The organism is Phascolarctobacterium sp. ET69 (assembly GCF_023336935.1).
GTDB lineage: Bacteria > Bacillota > Negativicutes > Acidaminococcales > Acidaminococcaceae > Fusicatenibacter_A > Fusicatenibacter_A intestinipullorum.
This window is the reverse complement of record NZ_JAMBLR010000005.1, coordinates 1-24,274: the sequence shown is the minus strand read 5'-3', so window position 1 is coordinate 24,274 and position 24,274 is coordinate 1. Positions and strand designations below refer to the sequence as shown.

At 47.5% G+C, this 24,274-nt stretch carries 24 protein-coding genes and 1 other annotated feature; of the genes, 17 read left to right on the top strand and 7 right to left on the bottom strand.

Annotation, left to right across the window (positions count from 1 at the left end; all coding sequences use genetic code 11):
* The first annotated feature begins 48 nt into the window (after positions 1-48).
* From cas10 to M3079_RS07615, 7 genes are all read left to right on the top strand, one after another.
* Positions 49-2,544: a type III-A CRISPR-associated protein Cas10/Csm1 gene (gene cas10, locus M3079_RS07645; RefSeq protein WP_249078458.1), complete on the top strand. Its 2,496-nt coding sequence runs from the start codon at positions 49-51 to the stop codon at positions 2,542-2,544.
* The gene (gene csm2, locus M3079_RS07640; protein ID WP_249078456.1) at positions 2,544-2,936 is read left to right on the top strand and encodes a type III-A CRISPR-associated protein Csm2; all 393 of its coding nucleotides are present in this window, start codon (positions 2,544-2,546) and stop codon (positions 2,934-2,936) included. Before cas10 ends, csm2 begins: the two co-directional genes overlap by 1 nt.
* Positions 2,936-3,634: a type III-A CRISPR-associated RAMP protein Csm3 gene (gene csm3, locus M3079_RS07635; protein WP_249078454.1), complete on the top strand. Its 699-nt coding sequence runs from the start codon at positions 2,936-2,938 to the stop codon at positions 3,632-3,634. The genes csm2 and csm3 overlap by 1 nt, the downstream gene beginning before the upstream one ends.
* Positions 3,631-4,629: a type III-A CRISPR-associated RAMP protein Csm4 gene (csm4, locus tag M3079_RS07630; protein WP_249078452.1), complete on the top strand. Its 999-nt coding sequence runs from the start codon at positions 3,631-3,633 to the stop codon at positions 4,627-4,629. Before csm3 ends, csm4 begins: the two co-directional genes overlap by 4 nt.
* Entirely contained in the window at positions 4,626-5,816 is a 1,191-nt protein-coding gene (csm5, locus tag M3079_RS07625; protein WP_249078451.1) for a type III-A CRISPR-associated RAMP protein Csm5, read from the top strand. The genes csm4 and csm5 overlap by 4 nt, the downstream gene beginning before the upstream one ends.
* A 2-nt stretch (positions 5,817-5,818) precedes the next feature.
* Positions 5,819-6,574 carry a CRISPR system precrRNA processing endoribonuclease RAMP protein Cas6 gene (gene cas6 / locus M3079_RS07620; RefSeq protein ID WP_249078450.1) on the top strand — a complete coding sequence of 252 codons (756 nt, stop codon included), beginning with the start codon at positions 5,819-5,821 and terminating at the stop codon, positions 6,572-6,574.
* Positions 6,575-6,744: 170 nt separating this feature from the next.
* Positions 6,745-7,227, top strand: a complete 483-nt coding sequence (locus M3079_RS07615; protein ID WP_349293363.1) for an N-acetyltransferase — start codon at positions 6,745-6,747, stop codon at positions 7,225-7,227.
* Positions 7,228-7,300: 73 nt separating this feature from the next.
* Here M3079_RS07615 and rbsB read toward each other — a convergent pair whose 3' ends face one another.
* The 5 genes from rbsB to rbsK are packed head-to-tail and all read right to left on the bottom strand — an operon-like array spanning position 7,301 to position 11,955.
* Positions 7,301-8,221, bottom strand: coding sequence for a ribose ABC transporter substrate-binding protein RbsB (rbsB, locus tag M3079_RS07610; RefSeq protein WP_249078445.1), 921 nt, complete (start codon positions 8,219-8,221; stop codon positions 7,301-7,303).
* A 15-nt stretch (positions 8,222-8,236) separates the two neighbouring features.
* Complete coding sequence (gene rbsC / locus M3079_RS07605) at positions 8,237-9,166, bottom strand: ribose ABC transporter permease (RefSeq protein ID WP_021715424.1); 930 nt, start codon at positions 9,164-9,166, stop codon at positions 8,237-8,239.
* 3 nt (positions 9,167-9,169) lie between these two features.
* On the bottom strand, positions 9,170-10,651 hold the full coding sequence (locus M3079_RS07600) for a sugar ABC transporter ATP-binding protein (protein WP_021715423.1): 1,482 nt from the start codon (positions 10,649-10,651) through the stop codon (positions 9,170-9,172).
* Between the two features lie 21 nt (positions 10,652-10,672).
* Positions 10,673-11,068 (bottom strand): D-ribose pyranase, encoded by a 396-nt coding sequence (rbsD, locus tag M3079_RS07595; protein WP_249078443.1) that lies wholly within the window; start codon positions 11,066-11,068, stop codon positions 10,673-10,675.
* Positions 11,056-11,955 carry a ribokinase gene (rbsK, locus tag M3079_RS07590; protein ID WP_249078441.1) on the bottom strand — a complete coding sequence of 300 codons (900 nt, stop codon included), beginning with the start codon at positions 11,953-11,955 and terminating at the stop codon, positions 11,056-11,058. Before rbsK ends, rbsD begins: the two co-directional genes overlap by 13 nt.
* Before the next feature lie 365 nt (positions 11,956-12,320).
* Between rbsK and lepB the strand changes: the two genes are divergently transcribed.
* The 8 genes from lepB to nth all read left to right on the top strand — a co-directional run bounded on the left by lepB (position 12,321) and on the right by nth (position 18,863).
* On the top strand, positions 12,321-12,869 hold the full coding sequence (gene lepB, locus M3079_RS07585; protein WP_021715420.1) for a signal peptidase I: 549 nt from the start codon (positions 12,321-12,323) through the stop codon (positions 12,867-12,869).
* Between the two features lie 17 nt (positions 12,870-12,886).
* On the top strand, positions 12,887-13,744 hold the full coding sequence (ylqF, locus tag M3079_RS07580) for a ribosome biogenesis GTPase YlqF (RefSeq protein WP_249078440.1): 858 nt from the start codon (positions 12,887-12,889) through the stop codon (positions 13,742-13,744).
* Positions 13,745-13,796: 52 nt separating this feature from the next.
* Positions 13,797-14,612: a ribonuclease HII gene (locus M3079_RS07575; protein ID WP_249078438.1), complete on the top strand. Its 816-nt coding sequence runs from the start codon at positions 13,797-13,799 to the stop codon at positions 14,610-14,612.
* Complete coding sequence (locus tag M3079_RS07570; RefSeq protein ID WP_249078436.1) at positions 14,605-14,961, top strand: YraN family protein; 357 nt, start codon at positions 14,605-14,607, stop codon at positions 14,959-14,961. The genes M3079_RS07575 and M3079_RS07570 overlap by 8 nt, the downstream gene beginning before the upstream one ends.
* 10 nt (positions 14,962-14,971) lie before the next feature.
* Positions 14,972-16,492 carry a YifB family Mg chelatase-like AAA ATPase gene (locus M3079_RS07565; RefSeq protein ID WP_249078435.1) on the top strand — a complete coding sequence of 507 codons (1,521 nt, stop codon included), beginning with the start codon at positions 14,972-14,974 and terminating at the stop codon, positions 16,490-16,492.
* Between the two features lie 94 nt (positions 16,493-16,586).
* Positions 16,587-16,856, top strand: coding sequence for an ACT domain-containing protein (locus tag M3079_RS07560; RefSeq protein WP_249078433.1), 270 nt, complete (start codon positions 16,587-16,589; stop codon positions 16,854-16,856).
* A 10-nt stretch (positions 16,857-16,866) separates the two neighbouring features.
* Positions 16,867-18,225, top strand: coding sequence for a PFL family protein (locus tag M3079_RS07555; protein WP_249078431.1), 1,359 nt, complete (start codon positions 16,867-16,869; stop codon positions 18,223-18,225).
* Positions 18,225-18,863: an endonuclease III gene (nth, locus tag M3079_RS07550; RefSeq protein WP_249078429.1), complete on the top strand. Its 639-nt coding sequence runs from the start codon at positions 18,225-18,227 to the stop codon at positions 18,861-18,863. The genes M3079_RS07555 and nth overlap by 1 nt, the downstream gene beginning before the upstream one ends.
* 54 nt (positions 18,864-18,917) lie before the next feature.
* Here nth and M3079_RS07545 read toward each other — a convergent pair whose 3' ends face one another.
* A complete protein-coding gene (locus M3079_RS07545) occupies positions 18,918-20,510 on the bottom strand; it encodes a DUF4127 family protein (protein WP_249078428.1) in 1,593 nt (530 codons plus the stop codon).
* A 142-nt stretch (positions 20,511-20,652) separates the two neighbouring features.
* Positions 20,653-20,864 (top strand) — a binding site (T-box leader).
* 41 nt (positions 20,865-20,905) lie between these two features.
* Here M3079_RS07545 and thrS point away from each other — a divergent pair.
* The gene (gene thrS, locus M3079_RS07540; protein ID WP_021715411.1) at positions 20,906-22,810 is read left to right on the top strand and encodes a threonine--tRNA ligase; all 1,905 of its coding nucleotides are present in this window, start codon (positions 20,906-20,908) and stop codon (positions 22,808-22,810) included.
* Positions 22,811-22,896: 86 nt separating this feature from the next.
* Here the strand turns inward: thrS and M3079_RS07535 are convergent, their stop codons facing one another.
* A complete protein-coding gene (locus tag M3079_RS07535; RefSeq protein ID WP_249078425.1) occupies positions 22,897-23,568 on the bottom strand; it encodes a sigma-70 family RNA polymerase sigma factor in 672 nt (223 codons plus the stop codon).
* Between the two features lie 382 nt (positions 23,569-23,950).
* On the opposite strand from M3079_RS07535, the gene M3079_RS07530 reads away from it, so the two are divergent.
* On the top strand, positions 23,951-24,274 hold a 324-nt coding region (locus M3079_RS07530; RefSeq protein ID WP_249078424.1), incomplete at its 3' end, for a hypothetical protein.

Here is a 24,274-nt window from a genome sequence, read left to right as displayed (position 1 = left end):
TTGTCGAATTAATTATTATATATTTTAGTGTGTTTTATGGAGTCTGTTATGGTGGATTATACTTTACTTGCAAAAGCTGCTTTGCTGCACGATATTGGCAAATTATGCTATCGTGCAGGGCTTACAAATGAGCCGGAAACATATCCCGAATATGGTGCCCGGTGGCTGGCGCGTTTATTGCCCGAAGATGATGAAGCCATGCAGCAGCTTCTGCGCTGCATAAGCTATCACCGCAGGCGCGATTTTGAAGCAGTAAAACTTAAAGACGATGATTTGGCATATTTAGTTTATTTTGCCGATACGATTGCGTTCGGCGCAGAAAAGACCGAACGCCGCCAGGATGATAAGTTTGATGCTTCGCTGTGCCTGGAATCGGTATTTAATTATTTTTCGGACCACGATACTTATAAGCGCTATTTTTTGCCTAAAGAGATAAATACCGGCAAAGAAATTAATTACGCAGTGCGTGATAACATTAAGGCAAGCCCGGAAGATTATTTAAAACTTTTAAAAATAATTGAAAACAAATTAAAGCAAAAGCCTTTGGCGCAGATGTACCCCTATGAGCTTTTGCAGGTTCTTGAAGATGCTCTGTATTATGTGCCGCTTACGGTGCGCGAGGATTTGCCGCGCGATATTTCGATGTTTGAGCATGTAAAAATAACGGCGGCGCTTGCGGTAAGTATAGCCCATTATTTTGAAGCTAACGGAATTACTTCGTATGCTTCGCTTTGTGAAAAGCAAAAAATTGCCCAAATACAAAACGAGCCGCTGTTTTTAATTGTTTCTGCCGATATTGCCGGCATTTACGGCTTTTTAACAACTCCGGCAGAGCAGTCACCGCTTGCTACCATGCGCGGGCGCTCGCTGTATCTGGAATATTTTTCGCAGCTTATAGCAGACGAACTTGTAAATTATTTAAAACTTTCACGTGCAAACATTATTTATACCGGCGGCGGGCGTTTGTATTTGCTGGCGCCTAATACGCCGCAGTTTAAAGAGGGTGTAAAAACTTTTGCGGAGTACATTAACGGGTGGCTGCTGCAAAATTTTGGCACTCAGCTTTATGTATCTGTCGGCGCGGCGGAATTTACGCCGGTAGAGCTGGTTGGCAGGCAGCTTGGCAGCGATGTTATGGCGCGTGCCGATTTGCAGGTGGAAAACAATAAAAAGAACCGCTATTCGGAAACGGTTCTTGCAGGGCTGTTTGACCCGGAAAGCAGCTTTAACCATAATGAAGCGGCATCGGAATGCTGCGTATGCCACAGAAACGTTGCTGCTGCCGATGAAGGGCGCAAAGACGGCCTGTGCAGCAACTGCCGTGCGCTGCTTGAACTCGGCAAAGCCTCTTTTATGGATGACAAGGTGCTGGCAGTATGTTCAAACCGCATCAGCGGATGTATTGCGGTGCCGGGCTATAAAAGGGTGCTGTATTTAAAAATAATAGCTGCCAAAGATTTGGAAAAATTTAAGCAGCATAATAAACTGGCATATCTTTACAGTATTAAAGGCGGAGCTTCCGATAACTGCCCGTATTTCCGCATACGCCGCTGCGATTACTGCGTGCGCGACGCTAAAAGCGGCAGGCTGCCCGATATGAAGATGCTGGCGGCCAAAAGTATGGGCGAAACTTACACCGGTGTTAAGCGCCTGGGCGTTTTAATGGCGGACGTCGATGCTATTGGCATAGCTTTAAAAGCAGGTTTTTACCGCAACGATTTGCCCGATCCGCTGAGGTATCTTACATTATCGAGGCAGGCGGCGTTTTCCGGCAGGCTGTCATTCTTTTTTAAAGTAATTTTAAATAAAATTTTTAAAGGCGATATGCAGAACGCTTCCGGCAAAGTAACGCCTGTGTTCAGGCTGTTTAACAAGCCCAAGCAGCTTTGGCGCAACATACACGTAATTTACAGCGGCGGCGATAACATTTTTCTGCTTGGCGCATGGGATGACGTTGTGGAAGTGGCGGTTGATATTCACCGCGCGTTTGAAAGCTACACCAACGGCAAGCTGGCATTTTCGGCGGGAATAGGCATGTTTACGCCCGATTTCCCCGTAAGCCAGATGTTTATTCAGGCGCAGCTGCTGAAAAAAACCGCTAAAAATGTTCCGGGTACCGGCAAAATTGCTTTGTTCGGGCAGAATGCGGATTATGTAAGCGGCCCGGAAGGCGGGCTGGCCCATGTTTATGACTGGAACGTTTTTGAAAAACAGGTTTGCGGCGAAAAACTTAACTTTTTAACAAACAATTTAAGTTTCGGCATTGCCGCAATACCCGGCAAAATAAAAGCCGACAGGAACACTTTGTATAAGCTGCACGGCGTGCTTGCCGCAGCGGCAGGCAGGTTTAATCTGGCTCAGTTTGCTTATGCGGTTGCTCTGCTTGAACCGAAATCGGAAAATGCCGCACAGGCGGAAATATATAATAATCTGCGCAGCAGGCTGTATGCCTGGGCGCTTGATGCGGAAGGGCGCAGGCAGCTTTTAACGGCGCTGGAACTTTTAATTTACAGTTTGCCCAATGCGCCTAAGGAGGACTTTTAATGGATATTATAGCCAGGGCCGAAAATGCCATTAAAGGCATTATGGTTAAAGACAAATTTAATAATAATATACTGCTGTTAAAAACCGGCCATATCCGTAAGTTTTTAACTTCGGTCAACCTTGTGCGCGACCGCGTGGAGGTTTATAAAATGCGCGGGCAGGAGCCGGACAGGCTGCCACCGGAGCTGGTTGCGGAGGTAAAATTTTTAAAGGTTAAATTAATGTATCTGGCCGGGCGCGAAAAAAATATTGTTGGCGCGTTTGTAGAAAAATCCGGGTTGATAGAAATGATTGACAGCATTGGCGACAGTACGGAAAGGTTTGACACTTTTGCCAAATACGTACAGGCGCTGGGGGCATTTCATAAATTTTACGGAGGCAAGGATAAATAATGAAGCAGACGGTTTTAAAAGGAAAGTTTTTAATAGAGGCTGTTATTACTCTGGTAACGGGGCTGCACATTGGCACCTCCAGCGATTTTACTCCTATCGGCGCGGTAGAAAGCCCCTTTGTGCGTGACCATTTTACCAAAGTTCCCATTATTCCGGGCAGTTCGCTTAAAGGCAAGCTGCGCACTTTGCTGGCTAAAATGCGCTCGCCGGGTTATGTTTTAAATAAAATTGAAGATGATGACGAAGTTATCTGCCGTTTGTTCGGTTCTACTTCCAAAAACGGTGTTATAGGCGCACGCCTGCAATTTTATGATGTATTTGTAACGCCGGAAAGCATTGAAAAAATAAGCCGTATGGACACCGATACCTACATGGGCGAAGTAAAATTTGAAAACTCCATTACAAGGCTTACGGCAACGGCAATACCGCGCCAGATTGAAAGGGTGCCGGCAGGTACCGATTTTGCGTTTAAACTTGTGTACAACATCGAAAACGAAAAGGAAATTGAAGAAGATTTTGCAACCTTATCGGCAGCACTTATGATGCTGCAGATGGACTACCTTGGCGGCCATGGTTCGCGCGGTTACGGCAGGGTGGCTTTCAGTAATTTTTCGGTGCGGTACGCCGGTTTAAACAAAAATCTTGAGGAGTATGCCGGAAGGCTTAAAACTGCTCTTGAAGGAAGCTGCTTAAAATGAAGTATTATATTTTGCAGTTTAAGTTTTTAACTCCGGTGCATTTTGGCACAGCCGAAAATAAAAAAAGCGGCAATTTGCAGTCTTTTAACTGCTGCGCCGATACTTTTTTCAGCGCGCTTGTAACGGAAACTGCTGCGCTTGACGGAGAGCTTTGCAGCCGGTTTATTGAAGCCGTGCAAAAGGGCGGGCTGCTTTTCAGCGATTTTCTGCCTTATTACAGCGGCGCGGAAGAAGAACTGTATGTGCCGGTGCCGTATAACTGTAAGGAAAAAGTAAATCCGCTTGATTTGCAGCTGTCTTTTAAAGAACTGTGCTTGCAGTATGAAGCGCTGCGTGACCACGAAAATATGGCTTATATCCGCGTAAGCGGCATTTATGATTACCTGCACCCGTATGAAAGCACGGCTAAAGAGCAGGAAAAGCACGATTTTGGCTGGAGTGGCGTACAGCGCAGGCTTGATTTCAGAAACGGCGGGCGGGCATATTATGTAAGCAATTATACTTTTGCAGAAGGCGCCGGGTTATACTGCATAGTTGGGTTGGATGACGAAGCTTTGCTTAAAGGACTGGTTAAAGCGGTTGAACTGCTGGGGCTGGGCGGCATTGGCGGCAGGCGCAGCAGCGGCTTTGGTAAGTTTGTGTTAAAAGGCGCTCCGCAGCTTTTAAGCGAAGACTGCGGCGGTGATGCCGGTATGCTTAAGGTTTTGCTCGAAAACAAAACAAGCAGCCTGCAAATGTCGCTTTCCGTATTGTGCCCGGTGCAGGAACAGATTGCCACCGTAAAAAAAGGCGCGTTCAGTTTATTAAAACGCAGCGGTTTTGTTTATAACCAAAACTCGCAGAATTTTGAAAAACGCAGCAGTGTATACATGTTAAAGGCGGGTTCATGCTTCCCCGAAAGGGTGGAAGGGCGCCTGCTTGAATTTACGGCTTTGGGGGCGCAGCACGCCGTGTACCGCTATGGCAAGGCCGTATATATGGGGTTGCCTGTATGAGTATCAGTAATTTTGAATATAAAAAAATGTCTGTAACCTGCATGGGGCCGGTGCATATAACCGACGAAGTGGGAACGGTATACAGCTATCAGTATTTGTATGATGCCGGCAGCAGGCGGGTATATTTTTTGAATGAACGCCTGTGGGTAAAATTTTTGTATAAACATAATTTGCTGGCAGAGTTTGAAGAACTGATAAAAACCAGGCTGCGCGCCGGAACTTTATGCGAATGGGTTCAGGAAAAAGGCTTTAAAATAGAAGATTTGGGAGACGCTGTAACAGATTATGCCAATGTTGAAGTAGCGCCGGAAATACTGGCTGCCAATAAAATGCGCCTTACGGAAATTGTGCGCACCGTGCACAATGTTGAAGGCCAGCCGTACATACCGGGCAGCAGCATTAAGGGCGCGCTGCGCACAGGGCTGCTGTTCAGCCTGCTGCTGCAGGAAGACAAGCTGCGTAATGCTGCCTGGGACGAAGTCAGCCGCATTATTAATGATAACCGCCTGCGCGATAAAAATTCTGCCTTTGCCAGGCTTGCGCAGAAGTTGGAAATTGTGCTGCTGCACCGTTTAAAAATACCTAAAAACGAGTACAGTGCGGAATTAATGGCGCAGGCCAGCATGAACTGCAGTATTATGAAGGGCTTGTCGGTAAGCGATTCATACAGCAGCGGCAAAACAATACCTGTAATTGTGCAGAAGCGCGAGGCTGTATATATTGTTAAAACAGGGCAGGTAAAAACCAAAAACCTTACTTTATTCCGTGAATGCCTGCCGCCGGGCGCGCATCAGCATTTCAGCATAACGCTTGATAAAGCGGTGTTTGGCGGTATCGGCATTACCTCGGCGGCAGAACTTGTTAAACGACAGCGTGATTTTACCGATTTTGTGCTGCAGCGTGAAAAAATTATTTTCGGGCAGGCCTTAAAGCAGGAATTTACCCGTGCAGAAAATGCCAATTTGTTTTTGGGCAGCGGCAGTGGCTTTTTAAGCAAAAGCCTGCTGCTGGCACTTGCGCCGGACCAAAAATCGTTTACAGATGCGGCAGCGGTAATTTTGCATAATAATTTTTATAAGCACGCGCACCTGCGGCTTGATAAGTTTGCTGCGCCGCGCGGCCTGCAAACGGCCAAAACGCATAAGGGCATAACTTTAATGGGCGTCTGCGCAGTTACGGAGGAATAATTATGCTGCAAATTTGGGAAGTTTTATTGCATCTGCCGGAAGGGCAGCGCCTGCATCAATCGTTTGGCAGCGTGCTTCATGGCGCGCTGATGCAGTACGCCCATACGGATTTTGCGGAAGCCATGCATCGTTCTGCGCTGCGCCCGTTCAGCCAGTTTGTGTATTACGATAAGGCACGCAGCAGCGCGGTATGGCAGCTTGCGGCGCTTAACAAAGAAGCTGCGGAAGAAATTTTATATGCGTTAGGCAGGCTGCCGCAAAATTTATATTTAAAGCAAAAAGAATATGTGGTACAATTAAGTAAACCGCAGCCTGTAAAGCAAAGAAGCTATAAAGACATGGCAGAGCAGTTTTTTACCATGCCGCAGCCTCCGCGCCAGGCAGAATTTAATTTTATAACTTCCGCATCGTTTAAGGCATTTGGCAGTTATAAAATTTACCCGGATAATGTTTATATTTTCCGCAGCCTTTTAAAACGCTGGAATGCTTTTTGCGGCGGGCTTGTGCTTGAAGAAAATAATCTTGAAGAACATTTGGCGCAGGCAGTGAAGGTTACCGGCTATAATTTATCTTTGCAGCAGTATTCTGTCGGCGGTGCGCCGATAGACGCGTTTAAAGGACGTTACAGGCTGCTTTTCCGCGGCATGCAAAGCCAGAACAGGATTGCGGCGCTTTTAGCCGCATACGCCGAATATGCCGGTATAGGCGTTAAAACAGCGCTGGGCATGGGCGGCGTAAAAATAAGTTTTTTACCCTGATACAGGGACGGACGCCGTTAAAATTAACGAACCCAATCATCATTTCTTAAAACAACTGGCCTCTTTAGGGGACGGAAAAATTTTTGTAAAATGCGCGCTCAGATATTGCATTTTTATTAAATGAGTGTTAGGATATGGCTTAACAGTTATTTGAGGGGGCATGGTGCATGATTACGTATCGTCGTGCTACGTTTGATGATGTAGAAAATATTCATAAACTGCTGAATGATTATGCGCACGAAGGCTTGATGCTGCCGCGCGCACGCAACGCAATTTACGAAAACCTGCGCGATTATATTGTGGCGATTGAAAATAACCGCCTGATTGGCTGCGGCGCGCTGCATTTTGTGTGGGACAGGCTTGCGGAAATACGTTCGCTTGCCGTTGACCCGGAACGCAAAACAAGCGGCATAGGGCGCAATATTGTGCATTTGCTGGAAAAAGAGGGCATAGAGCGCGGCGTAAAAATGTTTTTTACGCTTACTTACCAGCCCGGCTTTTTTGCCAAGTGCGATTACATTGAAACCGCCAAAGAAAAATTGCCGCAGAAGGTATGGAAAGAATGTGTTTATTGCCCGCAGTATCCGTACTGCAACGAAATTGCTTTTGTAAAAACCACGGTTGATTACGAACCCGGCGACATTATGTTTTAAAAGTAAATAAAATAAAAAATCCCGCTCGGTGAGCGGGATTTTTTTGTACGCAATTTGTCAAAGGAAAGTTAAATTATTTTTTCTCTACAAGTTTAAGAGGAACGGAAATTTTGGCATCAATTTTTTCGCCTTTAGCCAGTTTAACGGCAGCTTCAAGGCCCTGCTGGCCCATCAGTTCCGGCTGCTGGGCAATAGTAGCGGCCATGGTGCCTGCGTCAACAGCTTTCAGGCCGTCGTCAGTACCGTCAAAACCAACGATAAAGATTTGTTTGCCTGCGCTCTTGGAGGCTTCGATAGCACCGAGAGCCATTTCGTCATTCTGGGCAAAAATTGCCTGAATGTCGGGGTTAGCCTGCAGCATGTTTTCGGAAACGGTCAGGCCTTTGGTACGGTCAAAATCAGCAGACTGTTTAGCTACAACGCTTAATTTCTGGTCGGCAACTTTATGGAAGCCTTCGCCGCGTTCACGGGTTGCGGAAGCACCGGGGATACCTTCGAGTTCAGCAACTTTTACGCCTTCGCCAAGTTTTTTAATAATGTATTCAGCAGCCATTTCGCCGCCTTTTACGTTATCGGAAGCAACAAGGGAAGCAATGGTGCCTTTGTCGGCGCTGCGGTCCAGAGCAATTACAGGAATCTTTGCTTTATTGGCAGCTTCAACAGAAGTGGAAATGGCAGCAGAGTCAACCGGGTTTACCAAAAGTACGCTTACGCCCTGCTGGAGCAGGTCTGCAACGTCGTTTGCCTGTTTTGCCGGGTCGTTTTGGGCATCAACAATTTTTACGTTAACGCCAAGCTCTTTGGCTTTTGCTTCAACGCCGTCTTTAACGGAAACAAAGAACGGGTTGTTTAAAGTAGAGATGGAAAAACCGATAGTGGTAGTGCCGCTTTTTTTATCGGTAGCCGGGGCAGCTTCTTCTCCAGAGCTGCAGCCAGCAATAAGCATTACCGACATCATAAGTACTGCCATAACAGCTAATAAAGTTTTTTTCATTTAAAACATAACCTCCTACGATTTTTTGCGGTCCATAAGAACTGCAAGTAAGATAACTATACCTTTGACAACTTGCTGGTAAAAGCTGGATACGTTAAGAATATTAAGGCCGTTGTTAAGGGTACCGATAATAAGTACGCCGATAAGCGTGCCCACAATGCGGCCTTTGCCGCCGGAAAGGCTTGTGCCGCCGAGAACTACTGCCGCAATGGCGTCAAGTTCATAACCGGTGCCTGCGGTAGGCTGTGCGGAGTTAAGGCGCGAGGTTAAAATAGCGCCTGCCAGTGCGCAGAACAGGCCTGTAATTGCATAAGCAAAAATTTTAATGCGTTCAATTTTAATGCCGGCAATAAAGGAAACCTTTTCGTTGCCGCCGACAGCGTAGGTTTTGCGGCCCAGCGGTGTTTTGTTAAGAATAAACCAGCAGAGGGCAAACATTAAAAGCATAACAACTGCCGGTACAGGAATGCCTGCAAAATAGCCCTGGCCGAACATATGGAACAGCTGGTTATCTGTTAAGCTGCTGATAGGGTTGCCGTCGGTGTAAACCAAAGTCAAGCCGCGGAAAATAGTCATGGTTGCCAGAGTGGCAATAAAGGGAGCAACCTTGCCGTAAGAAATTACAACGCCGTTAATAGTGCCGAGAATAAGGCCGATAATGGCAGCAACAACAATGCCCATAATCGGGTCCATGCCGCCTTTAATTAAACTTGCCATAATTGCACTGGAAAGAGCCAGCGTACTGCCGACGGAAAGGTCGATACCGCCTGTAAGGATGACAAAGGTCATGCCGAAGGAAATCAGTGCATTAATGGAAACCTGGCGCAGCAGGTTTTTTAAGTTGGACGGGTCGATAAAGCTGCTGTTTAAAGCAGATATAACAACAAAAAGTACAATTAACCCGATTAACGGGCCCATTTTTCTAACTAAGGCAGAAACGTTCATCTGTTATATTCCTCCTGTTGCAAGGGTGATGATATTTTCCTGGGTTGCTTGGTCATGCGGTATTTCCCCGGCAATTTTGCCTTCGTGCACAACAAGGATGCGGTCGCTCATGCCGATAACTTCCGGCAGGTCGGAAGAAACCATGATAATGGCAACACCCTGTGCGGTAAGTTCGTTCATCAAATCGTAAATATCGCGCTTGGCGCCTACGTCAATGCCGCGCGTAGGTTCGTCCATAATGATAATGGACGGGTGCATGCCAATCCATTTTGCTATAACAACCTTCTGCTGGTTGCCGCCGGAAAGCGCACCGGCCGGAAGCTGGATGGAATTGGCTTTAACGCCGAGCTTGTGCGATAATTCGTTGGAGAAATTAAATTCCTTTTTATCGTTGATGACGCTTTTTGAAGCGAAGGTATCAACGCTTGGCAGGGCAATATTTTTTAAAATGGAAAAGTCCAGAATCAGGCCTTCGGTTTTGCGGTTTTCGGTAATAAAACCAATGCCTGCCTTAATGGCGTCTTCCGGTTTTTTAATGTTTATTTTCTGTCCGTGCAGGTAAACTTCGCCCTGGCGGCAGTCATCAATGCCAAACAGCGCGCGCATAATTTCTGTGCGTCCGGCGCCCATCAGCCCGGCAACGCCCAAAATTTCGCCTTTGCGCAAATTAAAGGAAACGTGGTCGAACACGCCCGGCTGGCACAGGTTTTTAACTTCCAGAACCACTTCACCGGGTTCGGTGGTACGTCCTGGATAATATTCCGTAATAGCACGGCCAACCATATCCTGTACTACGGCTTCCATGGTAGTGCTGCGTGTCGGGCGGCAGCTTATGGAGTGGCCGTCGCGCATAACGGTAATAGTGTCGCAGTGGGTAAATACTTCTTCCATACGGTGCGAAATATAAACAATGGCTACGCCTTTGTCCTTTAATGCGTGCATAACTTCAAACAGTTTGGCGGTTTCACGTTCGGTAAGCGCCGCGGTAGGTTCGTCCATAATTACAACTTTGGCGTCCAGCATTAAATTGCGGATGATTTCCGTCATCTGCTGCTGGCCTACGCTGCATTCGCCGGCTTCGGCGTCAAGCGGAAGCTCAATGCCAATCTGCGCGCATTTTTCTTCGGCCAGCTTACGCATTTTTTTAGTATCGAGTATGCCGAAGGAGTTGGTAATCTGCTTCATTAAAAACAGGTTTTCAAGTATTGAAAGGTTGGGCCAGATGTTAAGCTCCTGGTGAATGAAGGCAATGCCGTGGTTTTCGGCATCACGTGCGTTTTTAAAATGTACTTCCTGGCCGTCAACGAAAATTTTGCCCGCATCGGCTTTGTGTATGCCGGTGAGGATATTCATCAAAGTTGACTTGCCGGCCCCGTTTTCGCCCATCAGCGCGTGGATTTCCCCGGAATGCAGTGTGAAATCAACCCCGCGCAGAACTTCGTTGGAACCGAAGGCCTTTGAAATACCTTGCATGGTAATTTCCATAGCTGACAGTACTCCTTTAAATCAGAATATAACGCCGGAATGTAAAATTACATTGGCAAACGGTGTTGTTTCACCGGTACGTATAACTGCTTTAGCGGTTTTGGTGGCCTGCTTAAAATGTTCGTGGTCGGTAACAATCCATTCTTTGCCGTCAAACAGTTTGTGCATCTGCTGCCAGCATTCTTCGTTTTTGCTCTGCATTTCGGCAGCAACATGGATTTTTTCAATTTCCATATATTTGGCAAGTTCTTCAACAACTTCCAAAAAACGCGGCGTGCCGAGCTTCAAGGCAAGGTCAATCTTTTTTACGCCGTCCGGTACAGGCAGCCCGCAGTCGCCGATAACGATAGTATCGGTGTGCCCCATATCTGCCAGTACTTTGGCAATTTCGCTGTTTAAAATTCCTATTTTCTGCATTCGGACAACATCCCTTCCACTTCATCTAAATAAGGCATTCCGCCCTGTGCGCCGATTTTTTGTACGGATAAGGCGGCTGCCGCATTGGCAAAAGTAATGCTTTCGGACATGGTTTTGCCGCAAGCGCGTGCAACGGCGAAAGCACTGTTGAAAGTGTCGCCTGCACCGGTAGTATCAACTGCCTGCACTTTAAAGGCGGGCACGGTATTAATTGCACCGTTTTCGGCATAAGCAACGCCTTTGCTGCCGAGCGTCATTAAAAGGCGGCCTTCGTTTTCCAAAAGTATTTCTTCGGTGCTTTTGCCGGGAAAAAGAGCCTGCGCTTCATGTTCGTTAGGTGTTATAAAGGCGGCGTCTTTGGCCCAGTCCTGTGCGCCTTCAAGAACAGGTGCCGGGTTCAGCAATGCTTTTACTCCGGCTTCCGCACATTTTTTTAAGGTGTGGGCAATGGCTGCGGCAGGAATTTCGTGCTGCAGCATTACCATATCGCAGCCTGCAATCTGCGGCCAGGCTTCATCTATAAGTTCAGGCGTTACAAGGTCGTTGGCGCCTTTAATAACAATAATGCTGTTATCGCCTTCGGCAAGCGTAATGTGTGCGGTGCCGGTAGTTACGCCGGGCACAACCTTTACGTTTCCTGTATCAATGCCGTTCGCTTCAAAATTTTTAATTACGGAACGGCCGTAATCGTCGTCGCCGACGCAGCCAACCATATAAACTTTGGCGCCGAGCCTTGCTGCGGCAACTGCCTGGTTTGCCCCCTTGCCGCCCTGGGCAATAATAAGGCGGCTGCCCAAAATGGTTTCGCCTGCCAGCGGACGTTTCGGCGCTTCGACAACAACGTCGATATTGCAGCTGCCGATAACGGCGATACTGATTTGTGTCATATGCTTCATGCTCCTTTAACCTTTAAAATGTTAAATTTACATACAAGAAATAGTGTACAATATTATTATATTGGCTATTCAATTTAAAAATCCTGCCGCAAGCAGGGCTGAATGTAAAATTTACTACAAAAAATGTACAGCACAACAAAAGAATTTTACAACAAACGCGGGCTATAATGCAAGTAAAATCGTTAATAGTATAATATTTTTTTATGTGTCAAAAGCGTGAACAGTATGGACAAATAGGCTAATGTTTGTTAGTATAAGAAAGCATACTGTATAAGTTGTAGAAACACGCACATTGTGTTGGAATATTAACGTTGGCAGGCCGCGTTGCTGCGGCAGAAAAAGGAGCGGAAAATAAAATGAGCAAACAAAAAACTTCCTGGCAGGATACAGTCAGCGACTGGCTGGTTTCCATTATTGTTGCGGTGGCGCTTGCCTTCTGCATCAGAACCTTTATTGTAGAGCCTTATATGGTAGAAGGTTCTTCCATGTACCCCACGCTGGTAAACCATGAAAGGCTTTTGGTAAATAAGTTTACCTATTTTGTAAGCGACCCGCAGAAGGGTGAAATTATTGTTTTCCGTTACCCTAAAGACGAAAGCCGCGATTTTATTAAGCGCGTTATTGCCACGGCAGGCGATACCGTTGAAATGCGCAGCGGCAAAGTGCTTGTAAACGGCACGGAAATTGACGAGCCTTACACATGGAAGGAAGACCCCAAAGGGCCTAACCTTTCTGATTACAGAAAATCCGTTGTGCCGGAAGGGCATATTTTTGTACTGGGCGATAACAGAAACAACTCTGAGGACAGCCGTTTTGCCGATGTAGGCTTTGTGCCGCTGGATTTGGTTAAAGGCAAAGCCAGCCTGGCGTTCTGGCCGGTTGACAGATGGCGCATGCTGCCCTGACAGGGAGAGTGTTATAAATGGACTTTAAAATACAGTGGTTTCCCGGCCATATGACCAAAGCCAAACGCATGATGGAGCAGCAGCTTAAACTGGTGGACGTGGTTGTGGAAATGCTTGACGCACGTGTGCCGCGCAGCAGCACCAACCCCATGCTGAATCAGCTTTTGGGGCAGAAGCCTAAAATTATAGCTTTAAATAAGGTTGATATGGCAGACCCTGCCAAAACCGAAGCGTGGAAAGACATTTTTAAAAATAACGGTCTGCCGGTATGCGTTATCGACTGCAATACAGGCAAAGGCGTAAAACAGCTTGTAGCCGCAGTGCAGAAAGCGGCGCAGCCTGTAATAGACAAATGGCTGAAGCGCGGCGTTAAAAACCGTTCCATACGCGTTATGATTGTCGGCATACCTAATGTAGGCAAATCGACGCTTATCAACAGGCTTGTTGGCAAAAACAAAGTGCTGGCGGCCGATAAACCGGGCGTTACGCGCGGGCAGCAGTGGGTTACCATTGCCAAAGGGCTGGAACTGTTAGACACACCGGGCGTGCTGTGGCCAAAGTTTGATGATCTGCAGATTGGGCTTAACCTTGCCCTTACCGGCGCCATTAAAGAAGACGTGTATGACCGTGAACAGGCGGCTTGGCTTTTAACGGAAAAATTAATTGCCTCTTATCCGCAATTGTTAAAAGACAAATATGCCGTTGATTTTGAAGCGGGAGCACCGGTGCAGGACGTTTTTGAAAAAATTGCCGTAAGCCGCGGCTGCCTGAAAAGCGGCGGGCTGCTTGACCTTGATAAAGTGGTGCAGCTTGTTCTTCGTGATTTCCGCAGCGGCAAAACCGGCCGTGTAACACTGGATGAACCAGATAAATAATAACTGAAATTAAAGCCGCTGTAAGCGGCTTTTTGTTTAAGGGGCTGTAAAGATGAAAATTGCAGAAATAAAAGAACTGCTTGCCAATAACCCGAATGAAGAACTTTTGGCAGAACTTGCCAAAGACGGCCGCAGCGGCGTGCAGAAACTTGTGGCGGCTTATTATAAAAAACAGCAGGCAGAACAGGCAGAGCGCGAACGTTTTGCCAAAATGCTGATGTACGAAAATAACTGCTATAATGACGGGGCGCAGTTTGTGGCAGGCGTTGATGAAGCGGGGCGCGGGCCGCTGGCCGGGCCTATGGTTATAGGCGCGGTTATTTTGCCGCAGAATGTTTTTATTAAAGGGCTGAACGATTCCAAAAAACTTACGGCAGCCAAACGTGAGCAGCTTTATGGGGAAATTTTGGAAAAAGTGCTGGCGGTTTCGGTTAATATAGTAAGCGTTTATAATATCGACAGGCTTAATATTTACCGTGCCACGCAGGAAGGTATGGCGCAAGTGCTTGAAAGCTTAAAAATCCGCCCGCAGGCGGCGCTTATAGATGCCATGCCCGTGCAGGCAGGGGATATTAAAACCTATTCACTTATTCACGGCGATGCTCTCAGCGCTTCGATAGCGGCGGCTTCTGTAATAGCAAAAGTTACCCGTGACAGAATGATGGAACAGCTTGCGGCAGAGTATCCGCAGTACGGCTGGGCGCATAACAAAGGCTACGGCAGTGCGGAGCATATGCAGGCAGTGCTGGAATACGGCGCAACAAGCTGGCACCGCCGCAGCTATGAACCGGTAAAAAGTATGCACCTGCCTCCGGCCGAACCTGTTCCGAATAAAATAATCCGCCTGCCGGAGGAAGCTGATGGCTGACAGGCGCGGTGATTTTGGCAGGCGCGGCGAAGATGCGGCCTGCGCTTATTTGCTGCGGCACGGTTACAGCATTGTAGAGCGTAATTACCGCTGCCGCCGCGGAGAGATTGATATAATTGCGGCTAAAGACGGCGGAGCGGTGTTTGTTGAGGTTAAAACGCGCCGCAGCTTAAAGTTTGGCACGCCGGGCATGGCGGTAACTTATGCCAAGCAGCAGAAAATCCGCACCGCGGCGCTGCACTATTTGCAGCAGTGCGGCGGAGGGTACAATAAAATAGCTTTTGATGTAATAGAAATTGTGGCAGATGACGGCAAGGCAAAATTGCGCCATCTGCAAAATTGTTTTTAGGGGAGATATAATGTACGCAAAAACCTTCGGGGAAACTGTTTGTGGTATTAATGGTGAAGAAATAATTGTTGAAGTTGATATATCCAACGGGCTGCCGGGATTTGACATTGTAGGGCTGCCTGATACGGCGGTAAAGGAATCGCGCGAGCGCGTAAGGGCGTCGCTGAAAAATTCCGGGCTGATGTTTCCCATGACGCGCATTACCGTAAACCTTGCTCCGGCCGATTTGCGCAAAGACGGCAGCAGCCTTGATTTGCCGATTGCCGTTGGCATATTAACGGCAGCCGGAAGTTTATTGCAGGAAGAAGCAGAAGGAAAAATTTTTGTGGGCGAACTTGCTCTTGACGGCAGTATACGCCAGGTTGCAGGCGTTTTGCCGATGATTTTATATGCCCGCGAACATGGCTGGCGTGAAATTTACATACCGCAGGGCAACGCGGCGGAAGGCGAACTGGTGGACGGCATAGATGTATATACGCCTGCCAGTTTAAGCGAGCTTGTAAGCCATTTGAAAAAGCGGGAGCGTTTAACGCCGCTGCCAAAAATACAGTTCGGCACGGGAACGGCAGGCTGCGGCGATGTTGACTTTGCCGAAGTACGCGGTCAGCAGGTTGTTAAGCGCGCACTGGAAATTGCCGCGGCAGGCGGGCATAACGTATTGATGGTTGGCGCGCCGGGCAGCGGCAAAACTATGCTGGCACGCCGTTTGCCAACTATATTGCCGCCGATGACGGAAGATGAAATTTTGGAAATAACCAAAATTTACAGCATAGCCGGGCTTTTAAACGGCAAAAAACAGCTTGTGCTGGAACGACCCTTCCGCAGCCCGCACCATACGGTATCGGCAAGCGCGTTAATTGGCGGCGGCAGCGTGCCGAAGCCGGGCGAAGTTACGCTCAGCCATAACGGCGTACTGTTTTTGGATGAACTGCCGGAGTTTTCACGCCAGGCGCTGGAGGTTCTGCGCCAGCCGTTGGAAGACGGCGTGGTAACAATCAGCCGCGTGCAGGCAAGCTTGTCTTTCCCCGCACGGCTGATTTTAATAACCGCTCAAAACCCGTGCCCCTGCGGATTTTTGGGCGATAAGGTTCACAGCTGTACCTGCCGCCCGCACGAAATTGAGCGTTACCGGCGCAAAATTTCCGGTCCGCTTTTAGACCGCATTGACATACAGGTAACCGTGCCGCGCCTTGAATATGACGACTTAAAAGACAAAACCGAAGGAGAAAGTTCTGCCGTTATACGCAGCCGCGTTGTAAAAGCGCGCGGCGTGCAGCGCAAACGTTTTGAAGGCAGCGGCGTGCACTGCAATGCGCAGATGAACAAAAAGCAGCTTAATAAATACTGCAAACTGGAGCCGCAGGCCGAAGCCATGCTGGGCAAATACTTTGCCGCGCTTGGGCTCAGCGCCCGTACGCATGACCGCATTGTTAAAGTTGCCCGTACCATTGCCGACCTTGAAGGCAGCGCAGCTATAAAAGCGGCACATATTGCCGAAGCTATACAACTGCGCACGAGTGTACAAAGATAATTAATATTTTTGGAAAATTAAACACTTACAACTCATTTTATGGTAAAATATAACATATTTATAATTTTAAGGCCCCTTAAGAGGAGGAACAAAAATGCGCATAGTTGTAACAATTGTAGGTAAAGACAGAGTAGGCATTATTGCACGTGTCAGCAATGTACTGGCAGAGCATAACATTAATATCCTTAATATTAACCAGAATATTATGGACGGCTTTTTTAACATGGTACTTATTGCCAATATGGAAAAAGCCGATTTGCAGCTTGATAAATTAAAAGATGTGTTTACTGCGCTTGGCAATGAAATAGGCGTGGAAATCCGCGTGCAGAGCGAAGAAATTTTTACGGCTATGCACCGTATTTAGGAGGCCGCCTATGTTTGAAATTAAAGACGTTTTAGAAACCACGCGCATGATTACCGAAAATAATCTTGACGTGCGCACCATTACCATGGGCATCAGCCTGCGTGACTGCGCACACCCGGATATTAAGGTAACGGCGCAGAAAATTTACGATAAAGTTACCAAAAAAGCAGAAAACCTTGTTAAAGTAGGGCAGGAACTGGAAACGGAACTTGGCGTGCCCATTATTAACAAGCGTGTATCCGTAACGCCTGTTGCCATTGTTGGCGAAAGCTGCGACGCAGCAAGTTATGTGCCGCTGGCCAAAGCTCTTGACGATGCAGGCCGCACCATCGGCGTTGATTTTGTCGGCGGTTTTTCCGCGCTTGTCGATAAGGGCTACACCAACGGCGACCGCAAACTGATTGCGTCCATTCCGGAAGCGCTTGCCGAAACGCAGATTGTTTGTTCTTCCGTCAGCGTAGGGTCTACCAAATGCGGCATTAATATGGATGCCGTTGCCGAAATGGGCCGCGTTGTTAAAGAAGCAGCTGCTTTAACGGCCGACCGTGACGCTATCGGCTGCGCCAAACTTGTAATTTTCTGCAATGCTGTGCAGGATAACCCCTTCATGGCAGGTGCTTTCCACGGCGTTACCGAACCGGAAAGCGTTATTAATGTAGGCGTCAGCGGCCCGGGCGTTGTAAAACACGCGCTGGAATCCGTGCGCGGCGCCGATGTTGGCACCGTTGCCGAAACCATAAAAAAGACGGCGTTTAAAATTACCCGCGTAGGCCAGCTGGTTGCGCAGGAAGCAGCACGCCGCTTAAATACGCAGTTCGGCATTATCGACCTTTCGCTTGCGCCGACGCCTGCCATTGGCGACAGTGTTGCCCACATTCTTGAAGAAATCGGCCTTGAAAGCACCGGCGGCCCCGGTACAACAGCCGCGCTTGCAATGCTTAACGACGCGGTTAAAAAAGGCGGCTTAATGGCGTCAAGCTATGTCGGCGGCTTAAGCGGCGCTTTTATTCCCGTCAGCGAAGATGCCGGCATGATTGCCGCCGTTGAACGCGGCAGCCTGACGCTGGAAAAACTCGAAGCCATGACCTGCGTATGCTCCGTAGGCCTTGATATGATTGCCGTACCCGGCGATATTACGGCAGAAACCATTTCGGCAATTATTGCCGATGAAGCCGCTATCGGCATGATTAACAATAAAACCACAGCAGTGCGCCTTGTGCCCGTGCCGGGCAAAAAAGTGGGCGACAGGGTAGAATTTGGCGGGCTTTTGGGCTATGCGCCGGTTATTGCCGTAAGTAAATTCAAACCCGATGCCTTTATTGCCCGCGGCGGCAGAATACCCGCACCGGTAAGGAGCCTGACCAACTAATGCGCAAGCAGCAGCGTGATGAAATATTAAAAGTACTTGAAGATACATATAAAGATACCAAAACAGCACTTAATTACAATTCGCCGTTTGAACTTTTGGTTGCGGTAATTATGTCTGCCCAGTGTACCGATGAACGTGTCAACAAAATTACGGCACGCATCTTTCCTAAATATAACACGCCCGAAAAAATGGGCGCGCTTACGCAGGAAGAACTGGAAAATGAAATCCGCGACTGCGGCCTTTTCCGCGCCAAAGCCAAAAACCTTCTGGCAACCTGCCATATGCTGGTGCAGGAATACAACAGCACCGTGCCCGATACCATTGAAAAGCTGATGACGCTGCCTGGTGTCGGCAAAAAAACGGCCAATGTAATAGCAAGCATTATTTACAATGTGCCGGCCATTGCCGTAGATACGCATGTTTTCCGCGTTTCGCACCGGCTGGGGCTTGCAAAGGGAGCAGACCCGCTTGCAACCGAAAAAGAACTGCAAAAGGCAATACCCATGGAAAAATGGAGCGATGCCCATCACTGGCTTATCTGGCACGGCCGCAAAATTTGTAAAGCGCGCAAACCACTGTGCAGCGAATGTATGCTGACAGAGCTGTGCCCCTATAAAGAAAAGAATTTTGCAAAATAACGCCAAAATAAAAACTCCCGAAGTTTACTGCTTCGGGAGTTTTGCTGTATATGCCTATTTCTTTTTGCCTGTGGGCGTAACGCTTATTTCAAAAAGCCTGTCCCACGGAAAACCTACTTTAAATTTAAAATCTTCGGTAAAGGGATATTTGCGAGCAAGTTCATTGCAGACATCCTGCGCCAGCGCAGAAACATGCTTTTTGGAAGCGCCGAGCTTATAGACTTCTTCGCTGCTGCCGCTGCGTTCCAAAAAGTCCGTAGTATCACGCCGCGCGTTTGATTGGTAAAACCAGTCGTCAACAAGGCGCAGCCGCATCAGCAGTGCGTTGTCCTCTGCGCTTATCTGCGGGGCTAAAATGCCCTGGGCAATGGCAAAGCCAATGGTGTTGTCGGCGGTGTTCCAGCCGTTATACGCGGTAAGTTTTTCCAAATTGCCGCGGTTGGCAAATTCGTTCATAAAACCGTTATCGGCGCCGTTGGAATATGTAACGTCTGCCAGTGAAACCCTTGTGCCGCCGTTTAAAAATTTTTCCAGCTCAGCAATATATTTTTTGTCGCGCGGCGAGGCGAAAAACTGGTTGCTTGGCGCGGTGGAATCCATCATTACTCCGTCTTTGGGCGTGTTAACTGCCAGAATAAAATCGGCTTCGGCGGCGTTAACGGTGGGGCGTGCATCGGCAACAAGTATTTGTTCCGGCACAGATTCGCCAAGCGTACTGTCGGAATATTGCGGTATTGTAGTACGCCCGGTGCCTTCGGCATAATAAGTATAAACAAGCGGGTGCTCGCGGTTCTTTTCGTTAACGGCACGCGTTAAAAGCAGCATGCCAAGCTGGTCAACACCCGGTATAATCTGAAAAATCTGGTCGGAAAGCGCAAAAGCATCGCGTTTTATGTAACGCGCTTCCATATGCGTTGCCGAAAGCGGCGCATTGTCATCCTTGCCTATGGCAAGATAATGAAAACGGTATTTTGCGGTAAGCTCCGTAAGCGATTTATTAACATGGTAGTTTTTTAAACGCCTTTGCAGCCAGTCGTTTAAATCAGCCTGCGGCAGGTTGTTTTTTATGGCCTGCTTTGCAAGGCTTTCGCGCAGCGTTAAACCGGTGGTGTCCTCTTTATCCAAAAGCTCTGAATAACGGAAAATGGCAGGCCCGATTTTGCTGTAATACGGCGGCTCAACATTGCCGAAGCTTGCACGCGGCGTGCGCATTAATGTGGAATACACATAAAGCGGCATGGGCAGCCTTTCGCGCAGCATTTCCAAACGCTGAACACGTGCCTGCAAGGTTGTTTCGTCAAAAAAATGCGTGCGGCTGGCAACCAGCCCGCCGTAAATAAGCGCGTCCGAAGATATTACTGCCGCATCGGCGTCAGGCGCGTTTTCCACCAGCCACTGCCAAAGCTTGTCCGGGTCGCCGGTGCGGTCTGCCGAAGCAAGGTATTTTTCCGGCGGCGTCAGTATTTCATAACCGGCAGCCTGTAAATTTTTTACAGGGTAGCTGTAAGTAACAGGCCTGTCATCAAGCGGAATATAAATAAACGTGCCCTTGTATTTTTCTTTTGCTTGTACGCCCGGCACCATTAAAAAGGTACACAGCGCGGCAAATAATATTTTAAGCATGGCTTTATAAAATTTAAAACGCATTTAACCATCTCCACCAAACATTTTTACATTGCCTTGTATTATTATAAATTTATTTACGTTTTTTTTCCAGTTAAAAAATTTATTTGCTAAAGGTTTGACAACTGCGGCACGTATGCTTATAATATAGTAGTAAATCAATATTACATCAGTAATGCGAAGGAAAAGGCATTTAAAGCGGCCTTACAGAAAAAACTGCCTTGGCTGAGAGCAGTTGGGAACGGTAATTGCCAAACCACCTTCAAACTATGCCCCGAAACAGCAGTAGGCGGCATCGTATACCGGCGTTAACGGTTAACTAAGAGGGCTGCCCAGGCAGCCAATTAGGGTGGAACCGCGGATAACTCCGTCCCTTACATAAGGGATGGAGTTTTTTATTTTATTCAGGAGGTAAAATTATGGTTAAAGTTACTTTAAAAGACGGCAGCGTAAGGGAATACGAAGATAACGTAACCTTGCTTGAAGTTGCCAAAAGCCTTTCTCAAAAACTTGGCAAGCAGGCTTTGCTTGCTGTTGTAGATGGACAGAACAAAGACCTGTCCGATAAGCTGACCCATGACGCCAGCGTAGAATTTGTTGTGCCCGAAAGCGAAGAAGGCCTGCACGCTATCCGCCACACTGCGGCGCACGTAATGGCACAGGCAATTCAGCACCTGTTCCCGGATGTAAAATTTGCCATTGGCCCTGCCATTGCCAACGGATTTTATTACGACCTTGACAGCGAGCACGTTTTCACTCCGGAAGATTTGGCCGCTATCGAAAAAGAAATGGCAAAAATCATTAAAGCCAACATTCCTTTGGTAAGGGCAGAAATTCCCCGTGCCGAAGCACTGAAAATGTTTGAGGAGAAAAACGAAAAATATAAGGTAGAACTTATTAACGATTTGCCGGAAGACGCAATCATCAGCACCTATACCCAGGGCGATTTTACCGATTTGTGCGCAGGCCCGCACTGCCCTTCCACCGGCCGTGTTAAAGCCTTTAAGCTGCAAAGCATTGCCGGCGCTTACTGGCGCGGCGATGAGCACAACAAAATGCTCCAGCGCATTTACGGCACTGCTTTCCCCAGCAAAGAAGAACTTGACGCTTACCTGCACATGCTGGAAGAAGCCGCCAAGCGCGACCACCGCAAACTCGGCAAAGAGCTCGATCTGTTCAGCATTCAGGATGAAGGCCCGGGCTTCCCGTTCTTCCATCCCAACGGCATGATTATCAAAAACACCCTTATTGATTACTGGCGCGAAGTACACCGCCGCTACGGTTACTACGAAATTCAGACCCCGATGATTCTTTCCCGCACTTTGTGGGAACGCAGCGGACACTGGGACCATTACCGCGACAATATGTACTTCACCAAAATTGATGAAGCCGATTACGCCGTAAAACCGATGAACTGCCCCGGCGGCATGCTGTTTTACCGCACCCATCCGCACAGCTACCGCGAACTGCCGCTGCGCGTTGGCGAGCTTGGCCTTGTACACCGCCACGAACTGAGCGGCGCTCTGCATGGCCTGTTCCGTGTACGCTGCTTTACGCAGGATGATGCCCATATCTTTATGATGCCCGAACAGATTAAAGATGTTATTCAGGAAACCATCCGCCTGTTTGACGAAGTATATGCAACCTTCGGCCTGAAATATCATGCAGAACTTTCTACCCGCCCGGATGACAGCATGGGTGATGACGAAACCTGGGAAAAAGCAACCAACGGCCTTAAAGCCGCTATGGAAGACTTTGGCCTGCCGTACACTGTTAACGAAGGTGACGGCGCATTCTACGGCCCGAAAATTGACTTTCATCTTACCGACTCCATCGGACGTACCTGGCAGTGCGGCACCATTCAGCTGGATATGCTGCTGCCGGAAAAATTCGATTTAACCTACACCGGCGAAGACGGCTTAAAACACCGCCCGGTAATGATTCACCGCGTTGCCTACGGTTCTATTGAACGCTTTATCGGCATTTTAATTGAACACTATGCCGGTGCTTTCCCCGCATGGCTTGCTCCGTGCCAGGTCCGCATTCTGCCGATTACCGACAAACAGCACGACTACGCACAAAAACTGTACGATAAAATGTTTAAACTTGGTTTGCGCGTACACGTGGATGACCGCAACGAAAAAATCGGTTACAAAATCCGTGAAGCACAAATGCAGAAAACTCCGTACATGCTTGTAATTGGCGAAAAAGAAGTTGAAAACGGCACCGTTGCAGTACGCCGCCGCGGCGAAGGCGACATTGGCGCTATGAATCAGGATGAATTTATCGCCATGCTGCAAAAAGAAATTGCAGAGAAAAAATAATAAGGCATAAAATAAAAATCGCTGTACTTTTTGGTACAGCGATTTTTTATGTAAAAAGCAACTCAGCGGTTAAAATAAAACCTGAATTACGCAATATTGCTGCGTAAGTTTTTTAAGGCCTGCTTATGGTGCTTGGTAACCATGGCAGGTGAACAGTTTAACAGCTCGGCAGCTTCTCTGCCGCTGTAACCATTTATGTAAAGCGCCTCAATAGTCTGCCGCTGTTTGGTGGTTAACTTATTAAGCGCTAAATTCAATAAAATACTTAATTCCTCACGTTCAATAACATCGTCGCTGAACTCGGCGCCTTCTGCCTCACTATCGGGCAGGGGCGCTTTTTTATTTTCATCCGCCCACACTTTTTTTACTTCATCGTACAGCGCAAAGTGAATACGGCACCTTACATAACCTGCAAAATGCTCATAATCAGCTCCGTTATATGTAAGTACCAGCTCAATAAACTTTAACCTTGCAAGGCTTAACCCCTCCTCAAAACCAAGGGCATTGTAAAACATATCACGGCGCATTTCACTGCGGAACAAAGGCTCAAAAGATATGCAAAGCTGTTCCAACGCCTGCTTGTCACCATTTTGGGCAGCAGTAATTAAATTTTTGGTTTCTGTTGCCAATGTGGTAAAAGTTTTGTGGCGCACGGTTTTGGGAATAATATCCATTTCCGGCACGGCAGATTTAGGCTTTGGCGTTTTAGGCACCGCATTAGTAAATAAAAAGTTTTTTCTGTTTTGGTAATTATTCAAAAATAAACCCCCTGTTAAAATAATAAGCCGTTTAGCGGTGCGCACCTAAAAATCGGCGTAAGCAAGATTATAACCGAAGGCTTGGCAGTTTGTAAAGAGTTTGTTGAAAAAATTTGTAAAAAATAAAAAAGAGCGGATTAACATAAACCAAGTTACCAGTTGGCAAGATACGAAAAAGAAAGACATAAAGTTAAAGTAAGGTCTTGCCGGGGGGGAAGAATGTGGTATAATTTCTGTATAAAGGTGGAAGGGTCTGCCTTGTAACTTAAAGCCTGCAAACCGCCCGCGGAATGAAACGCCGCGGTAACATTCCCGGACGGCTTACAGAGAAAAGGTATTTAAAGGCGCGCGCTTTTAAATAACAACGGGAAAGGTGATAAAGATGGCAAGCAAAAAATCTAGAGTATTAGCAATAGCTTTTTGCGCAGCAGTAATGGCTGGGATTCATGTAAACCCGGTTTTGGCTGCTGTAAGACCTGTAAATAATGATGGATCAGTGACGATAGGATATAAACATTTTGAAACAACTACTGGATATGTAGAAGAGTCTGAAGTAACTATAACTAATATTGCAAGCCAGACTGAACTTTGGGAAGAAGCAGATGAAAGAAGAGATGCTGATGATAAGTTGGCAACTGAAATTAGCCAAGAGCATTTAACCAATGTTGAACAGCAAGAACAGCTTGATGACCACAGCCAGCAGCTT

Excerpts from the sequence above, each read along its gene's own strand:
- cas10 (WP_249078458.1), top strand. The coding sequence starts at position 49 with ATGGTGGATTATACTTTACTTGCAAAAGCTGCTTTGCTGCACGATATT.
- csm2 (WP_249078456.1), top strand. The coding sequence starts at position 2,544 with ATGGATATTATAGCCAGGGCCGAAAATGCCATTAAAGGCATTATGGTT.
- csm3 (WP_249078454.1), top strand. The coding sequence starts at position 2,936 with ATGAAGCAGACGGTTTTAAAAGGAAAGTTTTTAATAGAGGCTGTTATT.
- csm4 (WP_249078452.1), top strand. The coding sequence starts at position 3,631 with ATGAAGTATTATATTTTGCAGTTTAAGTTTTTAACTCCGGTGCATTTT.
- csm5 (WP_249078451.1), top strand. The coding sequence starts at position 4,626 with ATGAGTATCAGTAATTTTGAATATAAAAAAATGTCTGTAACCTGCATG.
- cas6 (WP_249078450.1), top strand. The coding sequence starts at position 5,819 with ATGCTGCAAATTTGGGAAGTTTTATTGCATCTGCCGGAAGGGCAGCGC.
- rbsB (WP_249078445.1), bottom strand. The coding sequence starts at position 8,221 with ATGAAAAAAACTTTATTAGCTGTTATGGCAGTACTTATGATGTCGGTA.
- rbsC (WP_021715424.1), bottom strand. The coding sequence starts at position 9,166 with ATGAACGTTTCTGCCTTAGTTAGAAAAATGGGCCCGTTAATCGGGTTA.
- M3079_RS07600 (WP_021715423.1), bottom strand. The coding sequence starts at position 10,651 with ATGGAAATTACCATGCAAGGTATTTCAAAGGCCTTCGGTTCCAACGAA.
- rbsD (WP_249078443.1), bottom strand. The coding sequence starts at position 11,068 with ATGCAGAAAATAGGAATTTTAAACAGCGAAATTGCCAAAGTACTGGCA.
- rbsK (WP_249078441.1), bottom strand. The coding sequence starts at position 11,955 with ATGACACAAATCAGTATCGCCGTTATCGGCAGCTGCAATATCGACGTT.
- lepB (WP_021715420.1), top strand. The coding sequence starts at position 12,321 with ATGAGCAAACAAAAAACTTCCTGGCAGGATACAGTCAGCGACTGGCTG.
- ylqF (WP_249078440.1), top strand. The coding sequence starts at position 12,887 with ATGGACTTTAAAATACAGTGGTTTCCCGGCCATATGACCAAAGCCAAA.
- M3079_RS07575 (WP_249078438.1), top strand. The coding sequence starts at position 13,797 with ATGAAAATTGCAGAAATAAAAGAACTGCTTGCCAATAACCCGAATGAA.
- M3079_RS07570 (WP_249078436.1), top strand. The coding sequence starts at position 14,605 with ATGGCTGACAGGCGCGGTGATTTTGGCAGGCGCGGCGAAGATGCGGCC.
- M3079_RS07565 (WP_249078435.1), top strand. The coding sequence starts at position 14,972 with ATGTACGCAAAAACCTTCGGGGAAACTGTTTGTGGTATTAATGGTGAA.
- M3079_RS07560 (WP_249078433.1), top strand. The coding sequence starts at position 16,587 with ATGCGCATAGTTGTAACAATTGTAGGTAAAGACAGAGTAGGCATTATT.
- M3079_RS07555 (WP_249078431.1), top strand. The coding sequence starts at position 16,867 with ATGTTTGAAATTAAAGACGTTTTAGAAACCACGCGCATGATTACCGAA.
- nth (WP_249078429.1), top strand. The coding sequence starts at position 18,225 with ATGCGCAAGCAGCAGCGTGATGAAATATTAAAAGTACTTGAAGATACA.
- M3079_RS07545 (WP_249078428.1), bottom strand. The coding sequence starts at position 20,510 with ATGCGTTTTAAATTTTATAAAGCCATGCTTAAAATATTATTTGCCGCG.
- thrS (WP_021715411.1), top strand. The coding sequence starts at position 20,906 with ATGGTTAAAGTTACTTTAAAAGACGGCAGCGTAAGGGAATACGAAGAT.